Source organism: Streptomyces sp. LaPpAH-108, from assembly GCF_000373625.1.
GTDB lineage: Bacteria > Actinomycetota > Actinomycetes > Streptomycetales > Streptomycetaceae > Streptomyces.
In genome coordinates this window covers 709,710-732,341 of the sequence record NZ_KB891987.1, presented here as the reverse complement: position 1 = coordinate 732,341, position 22,632 = coordinate 709,710, and the positions used below count along the sequence as shown (strand labels likewise).

The following is a 22,632-nucleotide window of genomic DNA, read 5'->3' as shown; positions in this document are numbered from 1 at the left end:
GCCGTGAGGATGGGGACATGGCGATCCCCTCCCGGCCGCGCGCCGCTGCTCTGACCACCGGCGTCGTGCTCGTGGGCGCCCTGCTGGCCGGGTGCGGCGGCGGTGCGCGGACGACCGGGGATCTGACGGCGCAGAAGCTGGCCTGGAAGGACTGCCCGGCGCCGTCCGAGGCCGAGGGCGGCGGCCCGGCGCCCTCCCCGCTGCCCGGCGGCGCCGAGTGGCAGTGCGCGACCATGCGCGCGCCGCTGGACTGGGGCAAGCCCAAGGGCGACACGATCGGCATCGCCCTGATCCGCGCGAAGGCCAGTGGGCCCGCGAGCGAGCGCATCGGCTCCCTGGTGTTCAACTTCGGTGGCCCCGGCGGCAGCGGCGTCACCACGCTGCCCGCGTTCGGGGAGGACTACGCGGCCCTGCGCACCCGCTACGACCTGGTGAGCTTCGACCCGCGCGGGGTCGGCCGCAGCGACCCGGTGACGTGCGAGAGCAACGCGCAGCTCGACGCGTACTTCCAGCAGGACGCGACGCCGGACTCGACGACCGAGCAGAAGCAACTGCTCTCCCGCACGCAGAAGTTCAACGACGCCTGCGAGCGGAACTCGAAGAAGATCCTGCCGCACGTACGCACCACCGACGCGGCCCGCGACATGGACCTGATGCGCCAGGTCCTCGGGGACGACAAGCTGCACTACTTCGGCATCTCCTACGGCACCGAACTCGGCGGTGTGTACGCCCACTTGTTCCCGAAGCGGGTCGGCCGGGCCGTCTTCGACGCGGTCGTGGACCCGACACAGACACCGGAGGAGGGCGCGCTCGGCCAGGCCCGCGGCTTCCAACTGGCCCTGGACAACTTCGCGGAGGACTGCACGTCGCAGATCGAGGACTGTCCCGTCGGCGACACCGCCCAGGATGTGAAGAACCGCATCGCCGCTCTCCTCAAGTCCCTTGAGAAGAAGCCCATTCCGGGCCTCGGCACGCGCAAGCTGACCCAGACCGCCGCGACCAACGGCATCGCCCAGTCCCTGTACTCCAAGGACTTCTGGGAATACCTCACCGAGGGCCTGGAGCAGGCGTACGAGGGCGACGGCAGAATCCTGATGCTGCTGTCCGACTCCATGAACGGCCGCGGCGAGAACGGCGAGTACAGCAACATCACCGCCGCCAACATCGCCATCAACTGCGCGGACGAGAAGCCCCGTTACGACGCCGCCTACGTCCGCTCCAAGCTCTCCGACTTCCGCGCCGCCTCCCCCGTCTTCGGCGACTACCTTGCCTGGGGCATGGTCGGCTGCACCGACTGGCCCGTCCCCGGCGCCGCCGACCACCCCGACGTCCACGCCCCCGGCTCCGCCCCCATCCTGGTCATCGGCAACACCGGCGACCCCGCCACCCCCTACGAGGGCGCCCGAGCGATGACCGACGCCCTCGGCGAGGGAGTCGGCGTCGAACTCACCTACAAAGGCCAGGGACATGGCGCGTACGACAGCAAGAACCGCTGCGTCCAGAGCGCGGTGAACAGCTACCTGCTGAACGGCAAGGTCCCGAAGGCGAACACGGTCTGCTCGTAAGTCCGTCGCCTCACGACGACCTCGTACGGCTCTGCGGAAGCCCGGCCGAGGGAGCGGCGAACCGGTCGATGTCCACCCCGCGCGAACGGAGATACGCCTCCGCGTGGTCGGCCAGGCGCCGGTAGTGCGGCCAGGTGGGGATGCCCCGCCAGAGCGAGTCCCGGTGCTGGAGGAACAGCGCCCCGGCGTACTTCATCTTGACCAGCGAGGGCGCCCAGAGTTCGAGGACGTCCTTCTCCCGCACGTACCTCTTGTGGCAGTAAAGCCCCGCGACGTCGAAGGACGAGAGCGCCCGGTTGGCACTCGCGTACTCCTCCTCGCTCAGGTCCTCCACGCGTCCTGCCCGCCCGTAGAGCTCGAACAGCACGCGTCTGCCGCTCTGGAGATCCGAACTGATCAAGGACTCGTGCAGCAGCCGAGAGCGCGACCGACGTCACCTGCTCCCCCACCCTCGCCCCTCTCCCCCGACTGCCCCCATGCTGCCCAGGGCGCCGTGCGGGTAAGCGGCTGCAGGAAACAACTCGGAGGGGCGCCTCTCTCACCGTCCCGCCCCTCGAAGCCGCATCCGGCCGCACCGCGGGGACGACGAAGAGGCCCACCGCGCCCGCACGATGCGGTGGCGCCGTGGGCCTCCCCCCGAGCGTGAGGACTCAGTACACCGGCTTCTCCGGCTCGATCTGGTTCACCCAGCCGATCACGCCGCCGCCCACGTGGACCGCGTCGGCGAAGCCCGCCGACTTCAGGACCGCCAGGACCTCCGCGCTGCGGACGCCCGTCTTGCAGTGGAGGACGATGCGCTTGTCGTGCGGGAGGGATTCGAGGGCGGAGCCCATGAGGAACTCGTTCTTGGGGATGAGCTTGGCGCCGGGGATGGAGACGATCTCGTACTCGTTGGGCTCGCGGACGTCGATGATCTCGATGTTCTCGCCGTCGTCGATCCACTCCTTGAGCTGCTTGGGAGTGATCGTGGAGCCGGTGGCGGCCTCCTGGGCCTCCTCGGAGACGACGCCGCAGAACGCCTCGTAGTCGATGAGCTCCGTGACGGTCGGATTCTCGCCGCACACCGCACAGTTGGGATCCTTGCGGACCTTGACCTGGCGGTACTGCATCTCCAGGGCGTCGTAGATCATGAGGCGGCCGACCAGCGGGTCGCCGATGCCCGCGAGGAGCTTGATCGCCTCGTTGACCTGGATCGAGCCGATCGACGCGCACAGCACGCCGAGCACGCCGCCCTCGGCGCAGGAGGGGACCATGCCGGGCGGCGGGGGCTCCGGGTAGAGGCAGCGGTAGCAGGGGCCGTACTCGGACCAGAAGACGGACGCCTGGCCGTCGAAGCGGTAGATCGAGCCCCACACATACGGCTTGTTCAGCAGCACGCACGCGTCGTTGACCAGATAGCGCGTGGCGAAGTTGTCCGTGCCGTCGACGATCAGGTCGTACTGGCCGAAGATCTCCAGCACGTTCTCGGCTTCGAGCCGCTCCTCGTGCAGGACCACGTTCACATACGGGTTGATGCCCTTGACCGTGTCCCGCGCCGACTCGGCCTTGGAGCGGCCGATGTCGGACTGGCTGTGGATGATCTGGCGCTGGAGGTTCGACTCGTCGACCTCGTCGAACTCCACGATGCCGAGCGTGCCGACACCCGCCGCCGCCAGGTACATCAGCGCGGGCGAGCCCAGGCCGCCGGCACCCACGCAGAGCACCTTGGCGTTCTTCAGCCGCTTCTGCCCGTCCATCCCGACGTCCGGGATGATCAGGTGGCGGGAGTACCGGCGGACCTCGTCTACGGTGAGCTCTGCGGCGGGCTCGACCAGGGGTGGCAGCGACACGGGGACTCCGTTGGTCGGTCGTTCACTACGGTTGTTCTTCCCGTAACACTGCCACGCGCTTCTTCATTCCGAGACACCCGTTCCGACCTGCGAGACGATGTCGTCCCAGTAGCCGGGCATGGTCTCCCAGGGGTTCTCCTGGCCGCCCCGGTCGGTGCGGTCGGTGAGGTAGACCGTGCCCGCGCCCTGCCAGCGGGCGATGCGCAGCGCCTCCTCCAGATGGCCGCGCGGCACCCCGTGGACGACATGACAGAAGCGGTCGGCCGGGTAGTCGGCCGTCCACTCCGCGACCTGTGACCAGCGGTACTCGGCCCAGGACCCCCGGAACGTCAGCAGCTGGTCGGCGTTCTCCGCGTACCCCGGGTGCGGATGGCAGCCGTGGCCGAGCACGAGGTGGGCGCCCTCGCGCAGCGCCCGAAGGGTGGTGACCAGGCGGCGGACCTCCGGGAGCGCGGCACGGTCGGCCGGGCAGCGCTCCAGGAGGAAGCCGTCCACCTGGTACCAGTCCAGGTGGCGCCGGGCGTCGCCGAGCAGGTCGGCGCGGGAGCGCGTCCCGTGGGCCAGGTCGAGATGGCCGAGGACGCGGACCCCGCCGTTGCGCAGCCGCCCCGACGCCTCCAGGCACTGCGAGTCGGGGCGGACCCCCGGCCCCGCCGCCACGTTGAGCACGACCCAGTCCAGAGGTGTGCCCGGGCGGGTGAGTTCCGCCCATTGGGACGGGGCGACCAGGGGGTGGGCGAAGTCGTAGATCCCGAGGCCCGTGCGCACCTCGGTGCCCGCGGCCTTCCTCAGGTCCGGCCCACCACCGCCCGCCAGGTCAGGGCCGCCACCCGCCAGATACGGCCCGCCGCCACCCCTCAGATCCGGCACGCCGCCTCCATCCAGATGTCGGCCAGCGACTCCTCCAGGTTGATCCGGGGCCGCCACCCGAGCCGGTCGCGCGCCGTCCGCACGTCCGCCTGCTGCCAGCTGCCGCAGCCGTCCGGGTAGGGGAAGGCGACCGGCGCCGCGTGGTCGACGTCGCCGCGCGGATGCCCGAGGGGACCGCGCAACGGCCCTGGCGGGGCGTCGAGTTCGTGCAGGGAGCCGCCGTATCCGGCGACCCGGGCGAGGACGGCGGCGGCGTCGCGCAGCCGGACCGCGCGGCCCGAGCCGATGTTGATGACACCCTGCGCGGCGGAGAGCGAGGCGGCGTGCACGGCGCGCGCGACGTCGCGGACGTCCACGAAGTCGCGCTGGACGCCCAGGCCGCCGAGCTTCAGCTCGCCGTCGCCGGACTGCATGGCGCGGCGCATGGCCTCGGCGAGCCGGCCCAGCGGGGAGCCCGCCGGGGTGCCGGGTCCGGCGGGCGAGAACACCCGCAGGACGACGGCGTCGAGCCCCGAGCCGAGGACCAGTTCGGTCGCGGCGAGCTTGCTGACGCCGTACGGCCCGCCGGGGCGGGGTACGGCGTCCTCGGCCGTGGAGGAGCCGGGCTGGCTGGGACCGTACTCGGAGCCGCAGCCGATCTGCACCAGCCGGGCCCCGCAGCCGCTGCGCCGCAGCGCCTCGCACACGGTGGCCACGGCGACCGTGTTGTGCCGGGTCAGCTCGCGGGCGCCGCCCCTGGTGGCACCGGCGCAGTTGACGACGACTCCGGGGTGGACCGCGTCCAGGAACCGGGTGAGTGCCCCGGGGCTGCCGGTGGCGAGGTCGAAGCGCACGTCGGCGTCGTCACCCCGGCCCAGCGCGGTGAGCTGGACGGCCGGGTCGGCGAGCAGCCGGTCGGCGACGAAGCGGCCGATGTATCCGTTGGCTCCGATCAGCAGGACCCTCATCGGGCGGCTCCCGGGGTGCGCGGTGTGGCAGCTCCCAAGGACCCGGACGCTCCGGGCGTTCCGTGTCGGGAGGTGGTCATCAGGTGTTCTCCTTCGCGGGGTCTGAGGGGCGGGATTGGCCCCGGCGCGGGGCCGGTCACCGCCCGCCGGATGCCGCCGCGCCGCGTTCGGGCTGCGGCGGGGCCGGTCGGGGACGGCGGTGGGGGGATCACTCGGCCGCTCCGGTGGGGGCGTGGGCCGAGGCGCGGGTGAGGGTGCGCAGCGCGTGGACCAGCAGGGCCACGGCGGCGGCGCCGCAGACGAGGACGGGTACGGCGGCCGGTCCCCAGGCGTCCGTGAGCCGCTGGACGGGTACGGCGACGAAACCGCACCCCGGCAGCCGCCCCGTCAGCACCAGGGCCGGAGCGGCCAGTTCGGCGATCGCGGCGGCGCCGAGCACCACGGCCGGGGCGTGCCGGTGGTGGTACGCGGTGAGCAGCCGGGCGAGCAGCAGCAGCGCGCCGAGGGTGAGGGCCTGCGGAGCGGCCGAGGGTTCGCGCAGTACGGCGGCGCAGACGGCCAGCAGCGCGGCGAGCGCGGCCAGGTACAGCGCGAGGGCGCCGAGGAGCAGGGGCCGGGCGGCTGCGGTGAAGTCCTCCAGGCCCCGGCTGCCCGCGAGCCTGCGGTGGGCGGTGGCGGCGAGGAGGTGGGCGCACCAGGCGGCCGGGGCGCAGGACAGCAGCAGGGCCAGCACGGGCGCGAGGGCCACCGGCCAGGCGCCGTCCGGCGCGAGGGTCGGCGCGTCGTCGGGGCCGCCGCTGATCACGGCGCCCAGGAAGCCGTCGCCGAGGAGGGCGTGGGCGAGGAGGCACAGGACCGCCGCGCGGGTGCCGAGCGAGGGCTGCCGTACGGCCGTGCCGGGCCGGGTGGCGAGCGGGCCCCGGCGCAGGGCCGCGGCGACGGCACCGCCGACGAGGAGCAGGGCGCCGAGTCCGATCAGGAGCCGGGCCTGGCCGTGGGCGAGGAGCAGTCCGGCGGCGGCCGGGGCGGCGAGCGCGCCGGGCAGCAGGGTGAGCAGGACCCAGTCGGTACGGATCCGGGGGCCGGGGCCGGGATCCGCCGGGGGCCGCGGTTCGTCCTCGCGGGGGACGCGGGCGTACAGCTCCTCGGCGAGCGAGAAGACGTCCCGGTGCCGGAAGCGGGCGGCGGTGCGGTCGGTGACGCCGTGCGCCTCAAGACCGGCCGCGATCTCCAGTGCGTCGACGGCCCGCTCGCACAGGTCCCGGTGCTGGTGCAGCAGGGACTTCACGGGGTCGGCGGTGCCGCGCCGGGGGGTGGCCTTCGCGGGGCGCGCCGACACCTGGGGTGCCTCGGGGGCGACCGTCTCGGCCTCTCCCGTGCCGTCGCCCCCGGCCGGAGCGTCCCCGTCCACGCGCGCGCTCATCGTCGTACCGCCCCGCTCCCCCGCCGTTCTGCCCGCGCCGCCGCTCATCGCGTCCCCTTCCCTGCCGTCGCCGCCACGGGGCGGGACGGGTCGGGGTCCGCCCAGCCCGGGGCCGGTCGGGCCGTGGGGGCGCTCAGACGGCCGGGGGCGTGGATCTCGGCCGGGGTGGCGAAGGGCAGGGGCTCACCGGCGTCGTCCCGGCGGACCGGACAGTGCGAGACGATCTCCAGGTAAATGCCGTGAAATGCCGTGATGTTCTGTTCGACGCCGAGCAGTTCGACCGCGCGGGCCCGGGCGGCGGCTCCGAGCCGTGCCCGCCGCTCGGGGTCGCGCAGCAGCGTCACGCATGCCTCGGCGAGGGCGCGGGGGTTGCGCGGCGGTACGACGAGCCCGGTGCCGCCGATGACCTCCACCACCGCGCCCACGTCGGTGGAGACGGTGGCCCGGCCGCAGAACATGGCCTCGGCCAGGCTGACCGGGAAGCCCTCGACCACGCTGGACAGGACCACGACGGCGCCCGAGGCGTACGCCTCCGCGAGGCTCGGCACCTCGGGGCCGCCGATCTCCTCGAAGGAGACGGGGTTGTCCCCGACCTCGTGCACGCCCTCCGCCTCGTCGGGGAAGAGCTGGGCCGCGAGCGCCCGGCAGTGGCCGAGGTACGCCTCGCCCTCGGCGTCCACCGGCACGCCCACGATGCGCAGCCGCGCGGCGGGCTCCTCGCGGCGGATCTCGGCGAAGGCGTGCAGCAGCGAGATGAGGTCCTTGGCGGGTTCGATCCGCCCGACCCACACCAGCGTGCCGGGGTCGGAGCGGTCGGGCCCCTCCCCGACCTCGGTGAAGCGGGCGGCGTCCATGCCCGGGTGGACGGTCCTGATCCGGGCCCGGTCGGCGCCGCACCGCTCCTGCCAGCGGCGGGCGTGTGCGTTGCCCGGGGTCAGGATCTCGGCCCGGCGGTAGACCTCGGCGGCCAGCCTGCCGTGGAAGGCGGCGAGCAGCGCGCGGACGGCGGGGGCGGCGGCGTCGGGCCCGAGGGCGAGGTAGCGCGAGCGCAGCTGGACGCCGTACTCGGTGACGAGCAGGGGCACGCCGGAGAAGTGCCGGGCGAGCAGTCCGGGCAGGGCCGCGGTGCCGCCGGAGGTGGCGTGGCAGAGGTCGGCGGCGGCCAGGGCGTCGTCGCCGTACCAGCCGAGGGAGAGCGGGCGCAGGGCGCGCTCCAGGTGGTCGGTGACCGTGAGCAGGTCGGGCACGCGGGCCGCGCGGGCGGTGCGCGGTGCGCCGGGTGCGCGACAGGCACGTTCCAGGGCGCGTACGGCGGTCTCGGAGCGGAGCGCGCCGGTCAGCGGGCCTTCCTCGCGGGCGAGTTCGGCCAGGCGGTACAGCGCGTTGCCGAAACGGTCCGCCAGCTCTTCGGCGGCGGGCGCCTGACCGGCACCGGGCTCGGCCCAGATCGCCGCGAGGAGTTCGCCGTAGGACTCGGCCAGGCGTTTGCGGGCGCGGCGGCCGAGGGCGGGTCCTTCGTCCTCGGTGGTCCACAGGGGGGCGGTGCGGACCCGGTGGACCTGCGGGGGGAGCGTGACCCAGCCCGCCCGCTCCTGGTCGTGGTCCCGGCTGAGCGCGTAGACGTCGAACTCGTGCTGCCCGAGCCCGCGCACGAGCCGGTCGCACCAGATCCCGGCGTCACCGCTCACATACGGATAGCCACCCTCCGTAAGCAGTCCGATGCGCACGCGTGCACCCCCGATCTCCCGTGTGTGGGAGCCGCCGTCCTCCCGGCGGCTCGCAGCGGGACGAACGTATGCGGACAAGGCGGTGGCGCGACGGACGGTTGTCCATCGCGCCACCAAAAGGGGTGAACGGTCGTAACTTTCGCGTGCGGGGCGCGTTCCGAAGCGCTAAGACAGCTGCGAAGCCCCGGTGTACCGCCGCACCTCCGCGTCAGGCAGCCGCGGGCTCCCGCCGGGCCGCGCGCCGCTCGGCGGCCACCTCCGGGTCCAGGGCCGGTACGGCGGCGAGGAGTTCGCGGGTGTACGGGTCGCTCGGGCTGTCGTAGACCTCGTCGGCCGGGCCCGCCTCCACGATCCGGCCCCGGCGCATGACCGCGACCTGGTCGCTGACCTGGCGGACCACGGCGAGGTCGTGCGCGATGAACACCAGCGCGAGGCCGAGTTCGCGGCGCAACTCGTCGAGCAGGGCGACGACTTGGGCCTGGGTGGTCACATCCAGCGCGGAGACCGGCTCGTCGCAGACGAGGACGCGCGGGTCGGCCGCGAGGGCCCGTGCGATGCCGACGCGCTGGCGCTGGCCGCCGCTGAACTCGTGCGGATAGCGGTCGCATTGGGCCGCGTCCAGACCGACCCGTTCAAGGAGTCCGGCCACGCGTTCGCGGATGCGCGTCTCGTTCCGCTCCCCCTTCGCGCGCAGCGGGTCGGCGATCGAATCGCCCACCGTGCGGCGGGGGTTGAGGGAGGAGGCCGGGTCCTGGAAGACCATCTGCACGGAGGGGTCGACCCCGGTGTGCGGACGCCCCTGGTAGGTGATGGTCCCGGCGTTCGGCTCCAGGAGTCCGACCAGCATCCGGCCGAGCGTGGTCTTGCCGCTGCCGCTCTCGCCCACGATGCCCAGGGTCTCGCCCCGGCGCAGGGTCAGCGACACGTCGTCCACGGCCGTGAACGCCCGCTTCCCGCGCCCGAATCGGCGCCCGAGCCCGCTCGCCTCCAGGACGACGTCCCCGGGCTGCTCGGCGGGCGCCTCCCGGCGCACCTCCAACCTCGGTACGGCGGCCAGGAGTTCCCGGGTGTACGGCTCGGCCGGGGCGCGCAACACCTCGGCGACGGGGCCGCGTTCGACCGCCCGGCCGTGCCGCATCACCAGCACGTCGTCCACGCTCTCGGCGGCCACGCCCACGTCGTGCGTGACGAGGAGCAGGCCCATGCCGGTCTCCTCGCGCAGGGTGTGCAGCAGGTCCAGGATCTGGGCCTGCACGGTGACGTCGAGCGCGGTGGTCGGCTCGTCCGCGATCAGCAGCTCGGGCTCGCAGGCGAGCGCCATGGCGATCAGGGCGCGCTGGCGCATACCGCCGCTGAACTCGTGCGGGCGCGAGCGGGAACGCCGCGGCGCGTCCGGGATGCCGACCCGGTCGAGGACCTCGACGGCCCGCGCGCGGGCGGCCCGCCGGGAGGCGCGGGTGTGCACCCGGTAGACCTCCGCGATCTGGTCCCCGACCGCGTAGTACGGGTCGAGCGAGGACAGCGGGTCCTGGAAGACCATGGCGGCCTTCGCCCCGCGCAGCCGCCGCAACTCCTCGTCCGTGGCGGCCTCCACGTCGGTTCCGGCGACCCGGACGGCGCCGGTGACCTCGGCCCCGGTCCCCCGGTGCAGCCCCAACAGGGCGCCCGCGACAGTGGACTTGCCGGAGCCGGACTCGCCGACGAGGGCCAGCGCGGCCCCGGGTTCCAGGCTGAAGGAGAGTCCGTCCACGGCCTTCAGACCGCCGAAGTCGACCGCGAGACCGGTCACTTCGACCAGGCTCGTGCGCTGACCACTCATGCGAGGACCACCCGTCGGTCGGCCACGGCGTACAGGACGTCCGCGACGGCATTGGCGACGATCACGAAGAAGGCGACGACCAGGACCATGCCCACGACCACCGGCAGGTCCACCACCTTGACCGCCCGCACCAGTTCCTGGCCGATGCCGGGCAGGCCGAACAGTGTCTCGGTGAGGACCGCGCCGCCGACGGCCGAGCCGACGTTGTTGGCGTTGAGCGCGATGACCGGGGCCAGCGCGCCGCGCAGGGCGTGCCGTCCGACGATGGCCCGCTCGCTGACGCCGTAGGCGCGGAAGGTGCGGATGTGGTCCTCGGCGAGGGTCTCCAGCATCGCGGTACGGGTGAGCCGGGCGAAGGCGGCCGACTCGATCAGGGCGAGCGACAGCCAGGGCAGCAGCAGGTTCCACGCCCACTGCTCGGGGTCGTCGGTGAGCTTCACGTACTGCGGGAAGGGCAGCAGCTGGAGTTCGCCGCAGACGACGATCACCAGGACCAGGCCGAGCACGAAGACCGGGGTGGCCCAGCCCGCGAGGGTGAGCGCGGTCAGCACCCGCTCGGAGAGCCGGCCGCGCCGCCAGGCGGAGAGCACACCGGTGCCGACACCGATGAGCAGCCACAGCACCATGGCCCCGGCGACCAGCGAGAGGCTGACCGGAAGGCGGGTCAGGATGATGTCGAGGACCTGCTGGTCGGTCTGGTACGACAGGCCGAGGCAGGGCGCGGAGCAGTGCTCGACCGAGGTGCCGGTGGAGTAGTCCTGGCCGACGAGGATGCCTTCCAGGAAGTGCCAGTAGCGCAGAGAGAGCGGGTCGCCGAGGTGGAGCTGGTCGGCGACCTGGCGCACCTGTTCCGGGGAGCAGCGCGGGCCGCAGGTGATCTGGGCGACGTTGCCGGGGGTGGCGTAGAAGACCACGTAGACGAGGACCGAGACGGCGAGCAGGGTGATGGCCATGCCCACCGCGCGGCGCAGCAGGAATCCGCCGAAGCCGTTCACCGGCCGGCCTCCTTCGTCGTGTCCGCCTGCTTCGCGGAAGCCTGCGTCGCGGAAACCCGCTTCGCAGAAGCCTTCTTCGCGCTCCTGCGCCCCGTGCCGATCCGCAGCCGGGAGGCGGCCCGCGGGTCCAGGGCCGTGCGCGCGCCGTCGCCGAAGACGGTGAGGGCGAGCACGGTGACGAAGAGGGCACCGGCCGGGAAGAGCAGGTACTGCGGCGCGGACTGGTACCAGATGTCGGCCGAGGTGATCATCTGTCCCCAGGAGGGCGTGGGCGGCTTCACGCCGACGCCGAGGAAGGACAGGGCGGCCTCGATGGAGATGTTGGTGGGCACGAGCAGCGCGGCGTAGGTGATGACGGGCGCGGCGAGGCCGGGCAGCAGCTCGCGGCGGGCGACGCTGACGGCGCCCCAGCCGCTGAGCCGGGCGGCGGCGACATGGTCGAGCCCCTTGAGCGTGAGGGTCTGCGCGCGCACGATCTTGGCGAGGTTGCCCCACGCGATCAGACCGATCACGAAGGCGACCAGGACCGGGCGCGGGAAGCTCGTGGGCACGATGGCCAGCAGCGCGAGCGCCATGATCATCAGCGGCAGGGAGACGATGATGTCCGTGACGCGGCTGAGGAGTTGATCCACCCAGCGGTTGCCCAGGGCGGCGGTGACACCGATGGTGACGCCGATGGTGACCTGGACGACGGTGGCCGCGAGGGCGACGCCGAGCGAGACGCGGGCGCCGTAGACCATGCGCGCGAACAGGTCGCGGCCGGTCTGCGGTTCGACGCCGAACCAGTGCTCGGCGCTGATCCCGCCGAGCGGTCCGACGGGCACGCCGCCGCGCGCGGAGTCGACCAGCGAGGGGTGGTAGGTGGTCGGGTCCTGGCCCTCGAGGGCGGTGAGCAGCGGCGCGGCGAGCGCGATCAGGACGAGCAGGGCGACGACGGCCGCGGCGGCCAGGGCGGCCCGCCGGGTGCGCAGCCGCCGCCAGAACAGACGGGCCCCCGAGGCCGCCGGGACGGAAGGGTCCGTCCCTGCGGCCTCGACGGCGACGAGAGCGTCACTCACGGGGTCACTTCACCGCGACCTGGGAGATGTCGAGCACGCCGGTCCAGTCGCTGATCACGATGTTCTTGACGTCCGAGCCGTACAGGCGCTTGTAGACGGGGTGGAACAGCGGGACGGTCAGGGCCTGCTCGCCGATCTTCTTGTCGAGCGCGCCCCAGCGGGTGGCGGCGGCGTTCAGGTCGGTCAGCTTGTTGATGGCGTCGATCTCGTCGTTGACCGAGGTGTCGTTCAGCAGACCGGTGTTGAAGTTGGCGCCGTCCTTGACGATCTGGCGGCCGTCGAAGATCGGGGCGAGGAAGGGACCGCCGGAGGGCCAGTCGGCACCCCAGTGCGCGAGGAAGAAGCCGGGCTCGGTCTTCACGCTGTGGATCTTGTCCCGGTAGTCGTTGTCCTCCAGGCCCTGGAGCTTGACGGTGATGCCCGCCTTCTTCAGCGCGTCCTGGAGGGCGGTGGCGATCTCCGGGCTGGTCTCGAAGTCCTTGCTGTTGGAGTGGGTCAGGGTCACGGTGAGACCCTTCTTGTACCCCGCCTCCTTCAGCAGCTCCTTGGCCTTGGCCGGGTTGCCGGACTTACCGGCCGGGAACGGGTCGTACGGCGTGTAGCCGAAGGACTTCTGGTCCGGCAGGAAGGTGGTCGCGGGCTCGGCGAGCGCGGAGCCACCGGCCGCGTTGATCACCGAGGAGCGGTCCACGGCGTACGCGATGGCCTGGCGCACCTTGGGGTTGTCGAACGGCTTCACCTTCGGGTTGAAGGCGATGTAGTTCGTGTAGCCGAAGTGGCCGGTGCCGACGCGGTCGGCGAGCTTCTTGTCGCCGCTGACACGGGCGAGTTCGGCCGGACCGAGGTTGGTGTCGGTGGTGACGGCGGCGGCGTCCGCGCCCTGCGAGGAGGAGAGCCGCTGGTTGATCACGGAGGAGTCGAGCCCGGAGCGCACGTCGATGGTGTCCGGGTACGCCTTGCGCTCGTCGTCGCCGCTCCAGTGCGGGTTGCGCTCGAGCAGGACGTGCTCGCCGTCGTTGTCATTGCGCACGACGCGGTACGGACCCGAGGAGACCGGGTGCTCCTCGTACTTGGTGCCCTTGTCCTTGGCCTGGGGCACCGGCGCGAACTGCGTCTGGGTGGCCAGGTAGGGGAACTCGCCCTCGGGCTTGTTGAGATGGAAGACGATGGTCCGCGCGTCGGGCGTCTCGATCGCGGCCAGGCCCTTCTTGTCCTTGTACGGCCCCTGGTACTTGGCGGCACCGGTCAGCCAGTCGCGCAAGTAGGGGGCGCCGCCCGAGAGTTCGGGGGCGAAGGAGCGCTCGATGCCGTACTTGATGTCCGCCGAGGTGATCGGCGTGCCGTCCTCGTACTTCAGCCCCTTCTTCAGGGTGTACGTCCACACGGTCGCGTCCTTGTTGGGACGCCCGGTGTCGGTGGCGAGGTCGGGGACCACCTTGGCGCCCGCGGCGCCGTTCTCGCGGTTGCGCGTGGTCAGGGTGCGGAAGACCAGCGAGGGGACGTTGCCGCCGCCGGAGGTGTAGAGGCGGGCCGGGTCGAAGTCCGACTGGGGCTGGGAGTTCAGCACGGTGAGGGTGCCGCCCTTGTGGGGCGTGGAGTCGCCGCCGGCGCCCTTGGCATCGTTGTCCTCCGGACCGCAGGCGGCGGCGCCCGCTGCCACGACCAGGCCGACGGATGCCGCTGCCACGCGGCGCGCTATGAGGGACGGTTGACGCATCGGAATAGACGACCTCTCGGGGAGCCCCGCGGGATTTCCCGAGGGGTGAGACATGTGGACGAGGAGTGAGACAGCTGCGGACAGATGTCGGCCCCGGCGTCAGTCGTCGAGAGGCGTGCGACCCGAAGAGGCCGCAAACAGGGAGGAAAAGGGAGATCCCGACGCGAACGCCGAAGCGGCGGCGTCAGCGACAGTGAATGTCGGCCACGCAGAGCGCGGTCACGCCGATGAGCGCCAGCTCGATGGCGGCGCTACGGCAGACGGCGGGACGGGACCACATGCGCAGAAATATGAACGAACTTGCGACTCATGTCAATGTGACATAAGCGGCGTGGGTCAACTCCCCGGGTAGGGCCAGGGGTTGGGGAGGCAGTGGATTCCATCGTGATCGAGGAACTTGGTCTGCTGCTGCATGACCGGCGCGAGTTGGCCGTCCTTCTGGCAGGTGACATGGCCGTGGCCGAGCCGGTGGCCGACCTCGTGGTTGATCAGCATCTGCCGGTAGGCGTGGATCTTCGCGTCGCCGTAGGTCACGCTGCCCTGTGCCCAGCGGTACGCGTTGATCATCACGCGCTCGGTGGCCGCCGAGTCGCAGGAGACGTTGTCCTCCGTGGTGTCCAGGCCCGACTTGGCGCACCAGAAGGCGGTGGTGCCGGGGCTGGCGAGCGTGATCACGAAGTCCGGTTTGCCCGTCGAGACGCGCTCGAAGGTGCGGGCGCCGTCGTGGGACCAGCTGCGGTCGTCGTTGAGCGTCTTCTGCACGGCGTCGGCGAAGAGGGCGCCGTCGAGACCGAGCCCCTGTTCCACGTCGACGCGGTAGGTCAGCTTCTGCCCGGTGCCGGGGGCCTTGGCGAAGCCGGGCACGGCGTCGAACTTCCCCGAGCCCTTGAGCTTCGCGCCCAGCGGATAGAGGCGGCTCATCTTCTGCTCGTACGTCAGCGGGACGGCGCTCGGCGCGGCCGACGGGGCCGCCTGCGCCGCCGTCCTGGCCTCGCCGGTGCCCTCGGCGGTGGTCCGCGACTGCCCGTCCGCCCGGCCGTCGGCCACCTGCCCGGCGACGACGACCGCGAGCACGGTGGTCACGGCGGCAGCCGCGACCCCGGTGAACGTACGCCCCTTGGTGCCGCGCCGCTGCGCGGGCAGCTCGAACGGGTCGGTGTCCGTACCGGCGGGCGCGACCGGCTCGACGGGTGCGGTGACGCGCGGTGCGGCCGTCGCGGCCTCCGCCTCGAAGGCGTCCAGATAGTCCTGCCGGGGGCCGCGCCCAGACCCTGTGGCGGGCGCCGCGTCCGGCACGGACTCGGCCCGCCGCTGCCGGGGGAACGGCCGCCGCCCGCCCGGAACCGCACCGGCCCCGTCACGCCCGGGCGGCGCGAACACGCCCCAGCCGCCGCCCTCTTCCCGCACCTCGGGATGACCGCCCCGGGCCTGCGCGTCCCCGAACGGCGGCCCGCCCTGCGCAGCCGGACCACCGGGCCCGCGCCCGGCGCCCCGCTGCGCCCCGGCCCCGGGCAGGGGCCCGGTGCCGTAGGACGGCGCGGCGTCCGGGGTGGGGCCGACACCTGTGTGCGCCGCGCCCATGTGGGGCGCAGACGTGTGGGGCGCAGACGTGTGAGGGCCGCCCATGTGGGGCCCGCCCATGGGCGACCCGCCAGGGTGATCAGCGCCACTCATGTGGCCCGCACCCATGTCCCCCGCGGCCGGAGCACCCGGCGCCTGCGGTCCCGCGAAGTCCCCCCACCCGTTGCGCGCGCCCGGAATCCGGCCACCGGGCCCGGCCGCCGCGTCCTCGGCCCGCTGCGTCTGCGCAGGGGCGGTCGTGTCCTTCGGGGTCGGGCCCCGGCGGCTGTGACGTCCCACCCCTGACCTCAGCTCTCTGTATCCGAACCGGCTTCGTGCGCGCCGGAGTTCACGTCGTTCGCAGCCAATCCGCCTCGCTCGTCGAGGAGTTCACGGAAAGCGGTCGCGACGACCTCCGGGTATTCCATCATCGCCACGTGCCCGGCGTCCGGCAGGGACAGCAAACGGGAGTCACGGAAGGCGCGGGCGGCCTTGGCGGCCATACGGAAGCCTACGAGCTGATCACGCCCGCCGTAGACCAGCAGCGTGGGCGCGAGGACGCGTTCGGCCTGGCGCCACAGCCCCTGCTGGCCGCCGAGCGTGTACGCGTTGACGATGCCGCGCGCGGAGCGGGCCATCGCGTCCCAGAAGTACGGCAGCCGCAGCCGCCGCTCCAGTTCCTCCACCGCGTACTGGAACGCCTCGGGCGACACGCGCGCGGGATCGCCGTAGCAGAGCGCCATGACACCGCGCACCCGCTGCTCGGCCGTCCACTCGCGGGTGAGCCGGTTGAAGAGCGTGGCCACGCCCGGCACGCCGAGCAGCCCGGTGGGCGCGGCGCTGCGCTGGATGCGCAGTTCGGGCAGGGCCGGGGAGACCAGGGTGAGCGTGCGCACCAGGTCGGGGCGTACGGCGGCCACGCGCGTGGAGACCGCGCCGCCCAGGGAGTTGCCGAAGAGGTGGACCGGACCGCGTCCGGCGGCGTCCAGATAGCGGATGACGGCGCGCGCGTGCCCGGTGACGGAGTAGTCGCCGTCGTCGGGCGGCGGGGAGTCGCCGAAGCCGGGCAGGTCGACCGCCTCGCTGTCCACGAGACCGTCCAACTCGGCCATGAGCTGCGACCAGTTCTGCGAGGACCCGCCGAGCCCGTGGACGTACAGCGCGGGCGCCAGCCCCTCGCGGGCGGCGGGCCGGGAGCGGACCGAGAGCGTGACGCCCGGCAGCCCCACCGACCGCATCCGCTCGCCCTCGCCGACCCGTACGGGCGCGACCCTCGGCAGGACGCTGGCGGCCGGGAGCGACGGCGACTCGGTCGAAGACATGCGGCAATGTTACGAGACGATCACACCACGCTTCATGTGTTCGCCGTCACAGCGTCCGTCCCGCCGTTCACAGGTGAGGTCCGCCGTGCGGCGGGCAGATGGCATGGCGTCCCGTCGAGGTGTCTCCTAGGCTCGTACAGCGGGAAGCCGCACGCGGCCCCCCACAGCCCCGGTGCCGCTTCGACCGACGCTTCAGGAAGCCGACGTCCTCAGGAAGGGAGCCCGCCATGGCCTACGACCCCACCGAGCCGGACGCGATCGAGGAGCTGGAGGCCGCGGGCGGCACGGTCGAGGAGATCGGTGTCGAGGAGCCCGAGAACGACGCCGCCGAACAGCAGACCGACCTCGCGGAGGACCGGGACGAGCCCCTGACCGACGTGGACCCGGCCAAGGGCAACGAGGCCGATCTGATCGAACAGGCGCGCGTGGTCACCCTCGACGAGGACGACTACCGCTGACCTCACCGGATCCTCACCGGACCCCGGCCGAGGACGGCCCGGCCCAGCCCGGCCCAGCCCGTCGGAGCCCCGCCGGGCCCCCTTCCGCGCCGCGACCGGCGCACGGCGCCGTGCTCCGCGCCTTCCGCCCGCCGTCCGGTACGTGAAATTCTGCGCTCGCACCGCGCACACCACGATTACCGAAAAGTACGATGGCCGCGCGGCCCGTACCGCATGAGGACGACCTTGGGAGGCGGCGTGACAGCCATCGAGCAAACAGAGGCGGCACGCCCGCGCGGCACCCGTCTGCCGCGCCGCGCCCGGCGGAACCAGCTCCTGGGCGCCGCCCAGGAGGTGTTCGTCGCGCAGGGCTATCACGCGGCGGCGATGGACGACATCGCCGAGCGCGCCGGAGTCAGCAAGCCGGTGCTCTACCAGCACTTCCCCGGCAAGCTCGACCTGTATCTGGCACTGCTCGATCAGCACTGCGAGTCCCTGATCCACGCCGTGCGCACCGCGCTGGCGTCGACCACGGACAACAAGCAGCGCGTCCGGGCGACCATGGACGCCTACTTCGCCTACATCGAGGACGACGGCGGCGCCTTCCGCCTGGTCTTCGAGTCGGACCTGACGAACGAGCCCGCCGTGCGCGAGCGCGTCGACAAGGTGACCACCGAGTGCGCCGAGGCGATCTGCGAGGTCATCGCCGAGGACACCGGCCTCTCGCGCGCTGAGTCCATGCTGCTCGCCTCCGGTCTCGGCGGACTCGCCCAGGTCGTCGCGCGCTCCTGGCTGCACAGCGACCGCAGCGTGCCGCGCGACCAGGCTGTGCAGCTGCTGGCGTCGCTGGCGTGGCGGGGCATCGCGGGCTTCCCGCTGCACGGCACCGACCACCACTGAGGCGCCGCCGACGCGCCCTGTTCGCTGACGGCGTGCGGGCGCGCGGCGTACTCGTCCCCTCACCGGGCTAATGTGTGCAGCGTACGGCGCGGTAGATCGCGCACATCACTGACCGTCGGAGGGACATAGCCGTGGAGGTCAAGATCGGCGTGCAGCACGCGCCCCGCGAGATCGTTCTGGAGAGCGGTCAGAGCGTCGACGAGGTCGAGCGCCTGGTGGCCGAGGCGCTGGCCGGCAAGTCGCCGCTGCTGAGCCTCGTGGACGAGCGCGGCCGCAAGGTCCTGGTCCCGGCGGACCGCCTCGCGTACGTGGAGATCGGCGAGCCGACCGTCCGCAAGGTGGGCTTCGGCACGCTGTAGGACGCGATCGACGACGAAGGGCCCGGTGGCACACCGCCACCGGGCCCTTCGTCGTACATGCCGTACAGACGTCGTACGAGTGTCGTACAGGCGTCGTACGGACCGCCGTGCGCACGCTCACCCGAGAGTGACACAAGCTGCTCCGAGAGTGATTGGAACGCGCAGGTCACGGGTAAGACGGGCTACGACCTCAAGAGCACCGCCCGAACCGTGGAGGTACCTCGCGATGATCCTGGAAGTGCTCGCATCGGCCGTGCTCGGTTCGGCGCTGGCCTGGACGGCGACGCGCCGTCTGCCGCACCGCCTGCCCTCCCGCGCGCTGGTCCTCGCGACGGGTCTCGCGGGAGCCCTCTTCGGCGACTTCGTCACGCACAGCGCGCTCGGCGCGGCCCCGGTCCTGGTGAGTCTGCTCGGCGCGGCGGTCGTCTCGGCCGCCTCGCTGTCGTTGCTGTTGCGCCCGGCCGGGCGGCTGCGACGGCACTCGGCACCGGCGTAGCCGCCCGTAGGGAAAGCCCGTGAGGGAAGCCCTGAGGGCTTTCCTTCAGGGGAAGAACGTCAGGCGGCGAGGCCGAGCGCGGCCATCCGCTTGGTGTGCGCCTCGGTGATCCGGGTGAACATGCGGCCGACCTCCGCGAGGTCGAAGCCGTCGGCCACGCCGCCGACCAGCATGGTGGAGAGCGCGTCGCGGTCCGCGACCACCCGCTGCGACTGGGACAGCGCCTCGCCCATCAGCCGCCGCGCCCACAGCGCGAGCCGTCCGCCCACGCGCGGGTCGGCGTCGATCGCGGCGCGCACCTTCTCCACGGCGAAGCCCGCGTGCCCGGTGTCGTCCAGGACGGCGAGGACCAGCTCGCGGGTGTCGGAGTCGAGCCGGGCCGCGACCTCGCGGTAGAAGTCGCTCGCGATCGAGTCGCCGACGTACGCCTTGACCAGGCCCTCCAGCCAGTCCGAGGGCGCGGTCTGCCGGTGGAAGCCGTCCAGGGCGGCGACGAAGGGCTCCATCGCGGCGGTCGGCTCCTGGCCGATCTCGGTCAGCCGGTTCCGCAGCCGCTCGAAGTGGTGGAACTCGGCCGAGGCCATCTTCGCCAGCTCCGCCTTGTCCGCGAGGGTCGGCGCCAGCTTGGCGTCCTCCGCGAGGCGCTCGAACGCCGCCAGCTCGCCGTAGGCCAGCGCGCCGAGCAGGTCCACGACCGCCGCGCGGTACTGCGGGTCCGCCGCGGCCGACGCCCAGTCCTTGGCCGCGACACCGGTGGGACCGGCGGTCTCGGTGGGTTCGACGGGGGCCGAGGCGGCGTTCTCAGGCTTGTCAGAGCTAGTCATGAGGCGCACAATAGCCCGCTTGTCCTGCCTCTCCACCCCCCGGCCGAGCGGTGTGACGACGACTACGTGACCAAATCGGCCATCGCGAGTGCGTCAATCCGGGGTATGGTGGTAATGCGCCTGCTGGAGCGCGTCGACGTGTTCGGCGTGTCCTGCCAGGCCGCACGCATGAGGATGCCCGGTCGGTGGCCCGATCGGCTCCGACCTGACAGCCCTCCGTGGCCGTACGACCGTGTACGTACGACGACCGGAGGGAACCCTCAGCGGTACGAGCGCTAGAGCGTCGGCAAAGGTCCCCTGTCCACGGTTCGCCCGAGCGGCAGGACCGTACGACGGCCGACGTCCCCGGGACGGTCGGACTCGACCCCCGCGCTCGCCTCGCGCCGCGCACACAGAAGAGGCATGACCCTGACTACGACGTTCCGAGATCTCGGAATTCTTCCCGAGACCGCCGAAGCCCTCGAGGCCGTCGGCATCATCAACCCCTTTCCCATCCAGGAGATGACCCTCCCCGTCGCCCTCACGGGCACGGACGTCATCGGCCAGGCCAAGACCGGTACGGGCAAGACCCTCGGCTTCGGTCTCCCCATCCTCGAGCGCGTCATCGTCCCCGCCGACGTCGAGGCCGGACGCGCCGCCCCCGAGGCACTGACCAGCGCGCCGCAGGCGCTCGTCGTCGTGCCCACCCGCGAGCTGTGCACCCAGGTCACCAACGACCTGCTGACGGCGGGCAAGGTGCGCAACGTGCGCGTCCTCGCCATCTACGGCGGCCGTGCCTACGAACCGCAGGTCGAGGCCCTGAACAAGGGCGTCGACGTGGTCGTCGGCACCCCCGGCCGACTGCTGGACCTCGCGGGCCAGAAGAAGCTCGACCTCTCGCACGTGAAGTGCCTGGTCCTCGACGAGGCCGACGAAATGCTCGACCTGGGCTTCCTGCCCGACGTCGAGAAGATCATCAACATGCTCCCGGCCAAGCGCCAGACCATGCTGTTCTCGGCCACCATGCCGGGCGCGGTCATCGGTCTCGCCCGCCGTTACATGTCCCGCCCCACGCACATCCGCGCCACCGCGCCGGACGACGAGGGCGTCACGGTCGCGAACATCAAGCAGTTCGTCTACCGCGGTCACTCCATGGACAAGCCGGAGATGATCGCGCGCATACTGCAGGCCGACGGCCGCGGTCTGGCGATGATCTTCTGCCGCACCAAGCGCACCGCCGCCGACATCGCCGAGCAGCTGCAGCGCCGGGGCTTCGCCTCGGGCGCGGTCCACGGCGACCTCGGCCAGGGCGCCCGCGAGCAGGCGCTGCGCGCCTTCCGCAACGGCAAGGTGGACGTGCTGGTCTGCACCGACGTGGCCGCGCGCGGCATCGACGTCGAGGGCGTCACGCACGTCATCAACTACCAGTCCCCCGAGGACGAGAAGACGTACCTGCACCGGGTCGGCCGCACCGGCCGCGCGGGCGCCAAGGGTACGGCGATCACGTTCGTCGACTGGGACGACATCCCGCGCTGGCAGCTCATCAACAAGGCGCTGCAGCTCGACTTCAACGACCCGGTGGAGACGTACTCGACGTCCCCGCACCTGTTCTCCGACCTCGGCATCCCCGAGGGCACCAAGGGCACGCTGCCGCGCTCGGAGCGCACCCGCGCCGGGCTCGACGCGGAGGTCCTGGAGGACCTGGGCGAGCCCGGTGGCCGCGCGCCGCGCGGCCGGGGTGGTCGCGACGACCGAGGTGGTCGTGGTGGCCGTGGCCGTGACGAGCGCGGTGGCCGCGGTGAGGCCCCCGCCGCCGAGCAGGAGCGTCCGGCGCGCACCCCGCGCCGCCGCCGTCGTACGCGCAACGGTGCTCCGCTGGAGTCCGGCGTCGCCGCTCCGGCCGTCGAGACCGCCGCCACCGAGGAGGCGACGGCGACCCGTACGCCGCGCCGCCGTCGCCGCACGCGCAACGGCGCGTCGGGCGGGGCCGAGCAGCCGGTGACGGCCGTCGAGACCGCCGTGGACACGGCGGAGGGTCCGGCCGTCGTGGAGACGGTGGCGCCGGTCGCGGTGACCGAGGCTCCCGCCGTCGAGGCCCCCGTGGCCGAGCCGGTCGCGGAGACCACGCCGCGCCGCCGCACCCGCAAGGCCGCCGAGGCCGTCGTGGACACGGTGGAGGCGCCGGTCGCGGAGCCGGTGGCCGAGGCCCCCAAGCGCCGCACCCGCAAGGCCGCCGTCGCCACGGAGGCCGCCGAGGCCCCCGTGGCCGAGGCGCCCAAGCGCCGTACGCGCAAGGCCGCCGAGGCCGTCGTCGACACCGTCGAGGGCGCCGAGGCCGAGGCCAAGCCGCGCCGCCGGACCCGTAAGGCCGCCGAGGCCGTCGTCGACACGGTCGAGGCGCCGGTCGCCGAGGCCCCGAAGCGCCGTACGCGCAAGACGGCCGCTGCGGTGGAGACCACCGACGCTCCCGAGGCCGAGGCCCCCAAGCGCCGGACCCGCAAGGCCGCCGCCACGGCTCCCGCCGAGGCCGCCGAGGTGGTCGCGGAGGCCAAGCCGCGTCGCACGCGCAAGGCCGCCGCCACCGCCCCCGAGGCCGGTGACGCCGCCGAGGTCAAGCCGCGTCGTACCCGTAAGGCGACCGCCACGGCGGTCGACGGGGACGAGGCCCCCGCCGCGCCCAAGGCGCGCCGCACCCGGAAGGCCGTGGCCGAGGCCGCGGAGATCCCGGCGCAGGCGACCGAGGAGCCGGAGGCCAAGCCGCGCCGCCGCACCCGCAAGTCGACGGCGGCCACCGAGGTCTGATCC

20 protein-coding genes are annotated in these 22,632 nt (G+C 72.9%); 6 read left to right on the top strand and 14 right to left on the bottom strand.

Features of this window, described 5'->3' with window-relative positions; all coding sequences use genetic code 11:
* Positions 1 to 17 precede the first annotated feature (17 nt).
* Complete coding sequence (locus B079_RS0103395; RefSeq protein WP_018544372.1) at positions 18 to 1,565, top strand: alpha/beta hydrolase; 1,548 nt, start codon at positions 18 to 20, stop codon at positions 1,563 to 1,565.
* A 10-nt stretch (positions 1,566 to 1,575) separates the two neighbouring features.
* On the opposite strand, the gene B079_RS0103390 is transcribed toward B079_RS0103395, so the two are convergent.
* The 13 genes from B079_RS0103390 to B079_RS0103330 all read right to left on the bottom strand — a co-directional run bounded on the left by B079_RS0103390 (position 1,576) and on the right by B079_RS0103330 (position 16,832).
* Positions 1,576 to 1,932 carry a hypothetical protein gene (locus tag B079_RS0103390; RefSeq protein ID WP_018544371.1) on the bottom strand — a complete coding sequence of 119 codons (357 nt, stop codon included), beginning with the start codon at positions 1,930 to 1,932 and terminating at the stop codon, positions 1,576 to 1,578.
* A 283-nt stretch (positions 1,933 to 2,215) separates the two neighbouring features.
* Entirely contained in the window at positions 2,216 to 3,394 is a 1,179-nt protein-coding gene (gene moeZ / locus B079_RS0103385) for an adenylyltransferase/sulfurtransferase MoeZ (RefSeq protein WP_018544370.1), read from the bottom strand.
* Positions 3,395 to 3,457: 63 nt separating this feature from the next.
* Positions 3,458 to 4,210, bottom strand: a complete 753-nt coding sequence (locus B079_RS0103380) for a spherulation-specific family 4 protein (RefSeq protein ID WP_420705754.1) — start codon at positions 4,208 to 4,210, stop codon at positions 3,458 to 3,460.
* Between the two features lie 41 nt (positions 4,211 to 4,251).
* Positions 4,252 to 5,211 (bottom strand): NAD-dependent epimerase/dehydratase family protein, encoded by a 960-nt coding sequence (locus B079_RS0103375; RefSeq protein WP_018544368.1) that lies wholly within the window; start codon positions 5,209 to 5,211, stop codon positions 4,252 to 4,254.
* Positions 5,212 to 5,419: 208 nt separating this feature from the next.
* Positions 5,420 to 6,682 (bottom strand): hypothetical protein, encoded by a 1,263-nt coding sequence (locus tag B079_RS0103370; protein ID WP_234016736.1) that lies wholly within the window; start codon positions 6,680 to 6,682, stop codon positions 5,420 to 5,422.
* Positions 6,679 to 8,361 carry a DUF3492 domain-containing protein gene (locus B079_RS0103365; protein WP_018544366.1) on the bottom strand — a complete coding sequence of 561 codons (1,683 nt, stop codon included), beginning with the start codon at positions 8,359 to 8,361 and terminating at the stop codon, positions 6,679 to 6,681. Before B079_RS0103365 ends, B079_RS0103370 begins: the two co-directional genes overlap by 4 nt.
* Before the next feature lie 208 nt (positions 8,362 to 8,569).
* Entirely contained in the window at positions 8,570 to 10,180 is a 1,611-nt protein-coding gene (locus B079_RS0103360; RefSeq protein ID WP_037801083.1) for a dipeptide ABC transporter ATP-binding protein, read from the bottom strand.
* Entirely contained in the window at positions 10,177 to 11,175 is a 999-nt protein-coding gene (locus B079_RS0103355) for an ABC transporter permease (protein ID WP_018544364.1), read from the bottom strand. The genes B079_RS0103360 and B079_RS0103355 overlap by 4 nt, the downstream gene beginning before the upstream one ends.
* Positions 11,172 to 12,233: an ABC transporter permease gene (locus B079_RS0103350; protein ID WP_018544363.1), complete on the bottom strand. Its 1,062-nt coding sequence runs from the start codon at positions 12,231 to 12,233 to the stop codon at positions 11,172 to 11,174. The genes B079_RS0103355 and B079_RS0103350 overlap by 4 nt, the downstream gene beginning before the upstream one ends.
* A 4-nt stretch (positions 12,234 to 12,237) precedes the next feature.
* Positions 12,238 to 13,950, bottom strand: coding sequence for an ABC transporter substrate-binding protein (locus tag B079_RS0103345; RefSeq protein ID WP_018544362.1), 1,713 nt, complete (start codon positions 13,948 to 13,950; stop codon positions 12,238 to 12,240).
* Positions 13,951 to 14,134: 184 nt separating this feature from the next.
* Entirely contained in the window at positions 14,135 to 14,230 is a 96-nt protein-coding gene (locus tag B079_RS36395) for an Ms4533A family Cys-rich leader peptide (RefSeq protein ID WP_018544361.1), read from the bottom strand.
* Positions 14,231 to 14,286: 56 nt separating this feature from the next.
* A complete protein-coding gene (locus B079_RS0103335) occupies positions 14,287 to 15,531 on the bottom strand; it encodes a DUF3152 domain-containing protein (protein ID WP_018544360.1) in 1,245 nt (414 codons plus the stop codon).
* A gap of 287 nt (positions 15,532 to 15,818) precedes the next feature.
* Positions 15,819 to 16,832, bottom strand: a complete 1,014-nt coding sequence (locus tag B079_RS0103330) for an alpha/beta fold hydrolase (RefSeq protein ID WP_018544359.1) — start codon at positions 16,830 to 16,832, stop codon at positions 15,819 to 15,821.
* A 227-nt stretch (positions 16,833 to 17,059) separates the two neighbouring features.
* On the opposite strand from B079_RS0103330, the gene B079_RS0103325 reads away from it, so the two are divergent.
* The 4 genes from B079_RS0103325 (at position 17,060) to B079_RS0103310 (ending at position 19,024) form a co-directional block, all read left to right on the top strand.
* Positions 17,060 to 17,290: a hypothetical protein gene (locus tag B079_RS0103325; protein WP_018544358.1), complete on the top strand. Its 231-nt coding sequence runs from the start codon at positions 17,060 to 17,062 to the stop codon at positions 17,288 to 17,290.
* A 237-nt stretch (positions 17,291 to 17,527) separates the two neighbouring features.
* Positions 17,528 to 18,169, top strand: coding sequence for a TetR/AcrR family transcriptional regulator (locus B079_RS0103320; RefSeq protein ID WP_018544357.1), 642 nt, complete (start codon positions 17,528 to 17,530; stop codon positions 18,167 to 18,169).
* 131 nt (positions 18,170 to 18,300) lie between these two features.
* On the top strand, positions 18,301 to 18,528 hold the full coding sequence (locus tag B079_RS0103315) for a DUF3107 domain-containing protein (RefSeq protein WP_018544356.1): 228 nt from the start codon (positions 18,301 to 18,303) through the stop codon (positions 18,526 to 18,528).
* Between the two features lie 226 nt (positions 18,529 to 18,754).
* Positions 18,755 to 19,024 (top strand): hypothetical protein, encoded by a 270-nt coding sequence (locus tag B079_RS0103310; RefSeq protein ID WP_018544355.1) that lies wholly within the window; start codon positions 18,755 to 18,757, stop codon positions 19,022 to 19,024.
* A gap of 59 nt (positions 19,025 to 19,083) precedes the next feature.
* Here the strand turns inward: B079_RS0103310 and B079_RS0103305 are convergent, their stop codons facing one another.
* Positions 19,084 to 19,848 (bottom strand): ferritin-like fold-containing protein, encoded by a 765-nt coding sequence (locus tag B079_RS0103305; RefSeq protein ID WP_018544354.1) that lies wholly within the window; start codon positions 19,846 to 19,848, stop codon positions 19,084 to 19,086.
* Between the two features lie 402 nt (positions 19,849 to 20,250).
* Here B079_RS0103305 and B079_RS0103300 point away from each other — a divergent pair, with 402 nt between their 5' ends.
* Entirely contained in the window at positions 20,251 to 22,629 is a 2,379-nt protein-coding gene (locus B079_RS0103300) for a DEAD/DEAH box helicase (RefSeq protein ID WP_018544353.1), read from the top strand.
* Positions 22,630 to 22,632: the final 3 nt, after the last annotated feature.

Excerpts from the sequence above, each read along its gene's own strand:
- B079_RS0103325 (WP_018544358.1), top strand. The coding sequence starts at position 17,060 with ATGGCCTACGACCCCACCGAGCCGGACGCGATCGAGGAGCTGGAGGCC.
- B079_RS0103370 (WP_234016736.1), bottom strand. The coding sequence starts at position 6,682 with ATGAGCGGCGGCGCGGGCAGAACGGCGGGGGAGCGGGGCGGTACGACG.
- B079_RS0103375 (WP_018544368.1), bottom strand. The coding sequence starts at position 5,211 with ATGAGGGTCCTGCTGATCGGAGCCAACGGATACATCGGCCGCTTCGTC.
- B079_RS0103310 (WP_018544355.1), top strand. The coding sequence starts at position 18,755 with ATGATCCTGGAAGTGCTCGCATCGGCCGTGCTCGGTTCGGCGCTGGCC.
- B079_RS0103345 (WP_018544362.1), bottom strand. The coding sequence starts at position 13,950 with ATGCGTCAACCGTCCCTCATAGCGCGCCGCGTGGCAGCGGCATCCGTC.
- B079_RS0103300 (WP_018544353.1), top strand. The coding sequence starts at position 20,251 with ATGACCCTGACTACGACGTTCCGAGATCTCGGAATTCTTCCCGAGACC.
- B079_RS0103395 (WP_018544372.1), top strand. The coding sequence starts at position 18 with ATGGCGATCCCCTCCCGGCCGCGCGCCGCTGCTCTGACCACCGGCGTC.
- B079_RS0103305 (WP_018544354.1), bottom strand. The coding sequence starts at position 19,848 with ATGACTAGCTCTGACAAGCCTGAGAACGCCGCCTCGGCCCCCGTCGAA.
- B079_RS0103330 (WP_018544359.1), bottom strand. The coding sequence starts at position 16,832 with ATGTCTTCGACCGAGTCGCCGTCGCTCCCGGCCGCCAGCGTCCTGCCG.
- B079_RS0103335 (WP_018544360.1), bottom strand. The coding sequence starts at position 15,531 with ATGGGCGCGGCGCACACAGGTGTCGGCCCCACCCCGGACGCCGCGCCG.
- B079_RS36395 (WP_018544361.1), bottom strand. The coding sequence starts at position 14,230 with ATGTGGTCCCGTCCCGCCGTCTGCCGTAGCGCCGCCATCGAGCTGGCG.
- B079_RS0103360 (WP_037801083.1), bottom strand. The coding sequence starts at position 10,180 with ATGAGTGGTCAGCGCACGAGCCTGGTCGAAGTGACCGGTCTCGCGGTC.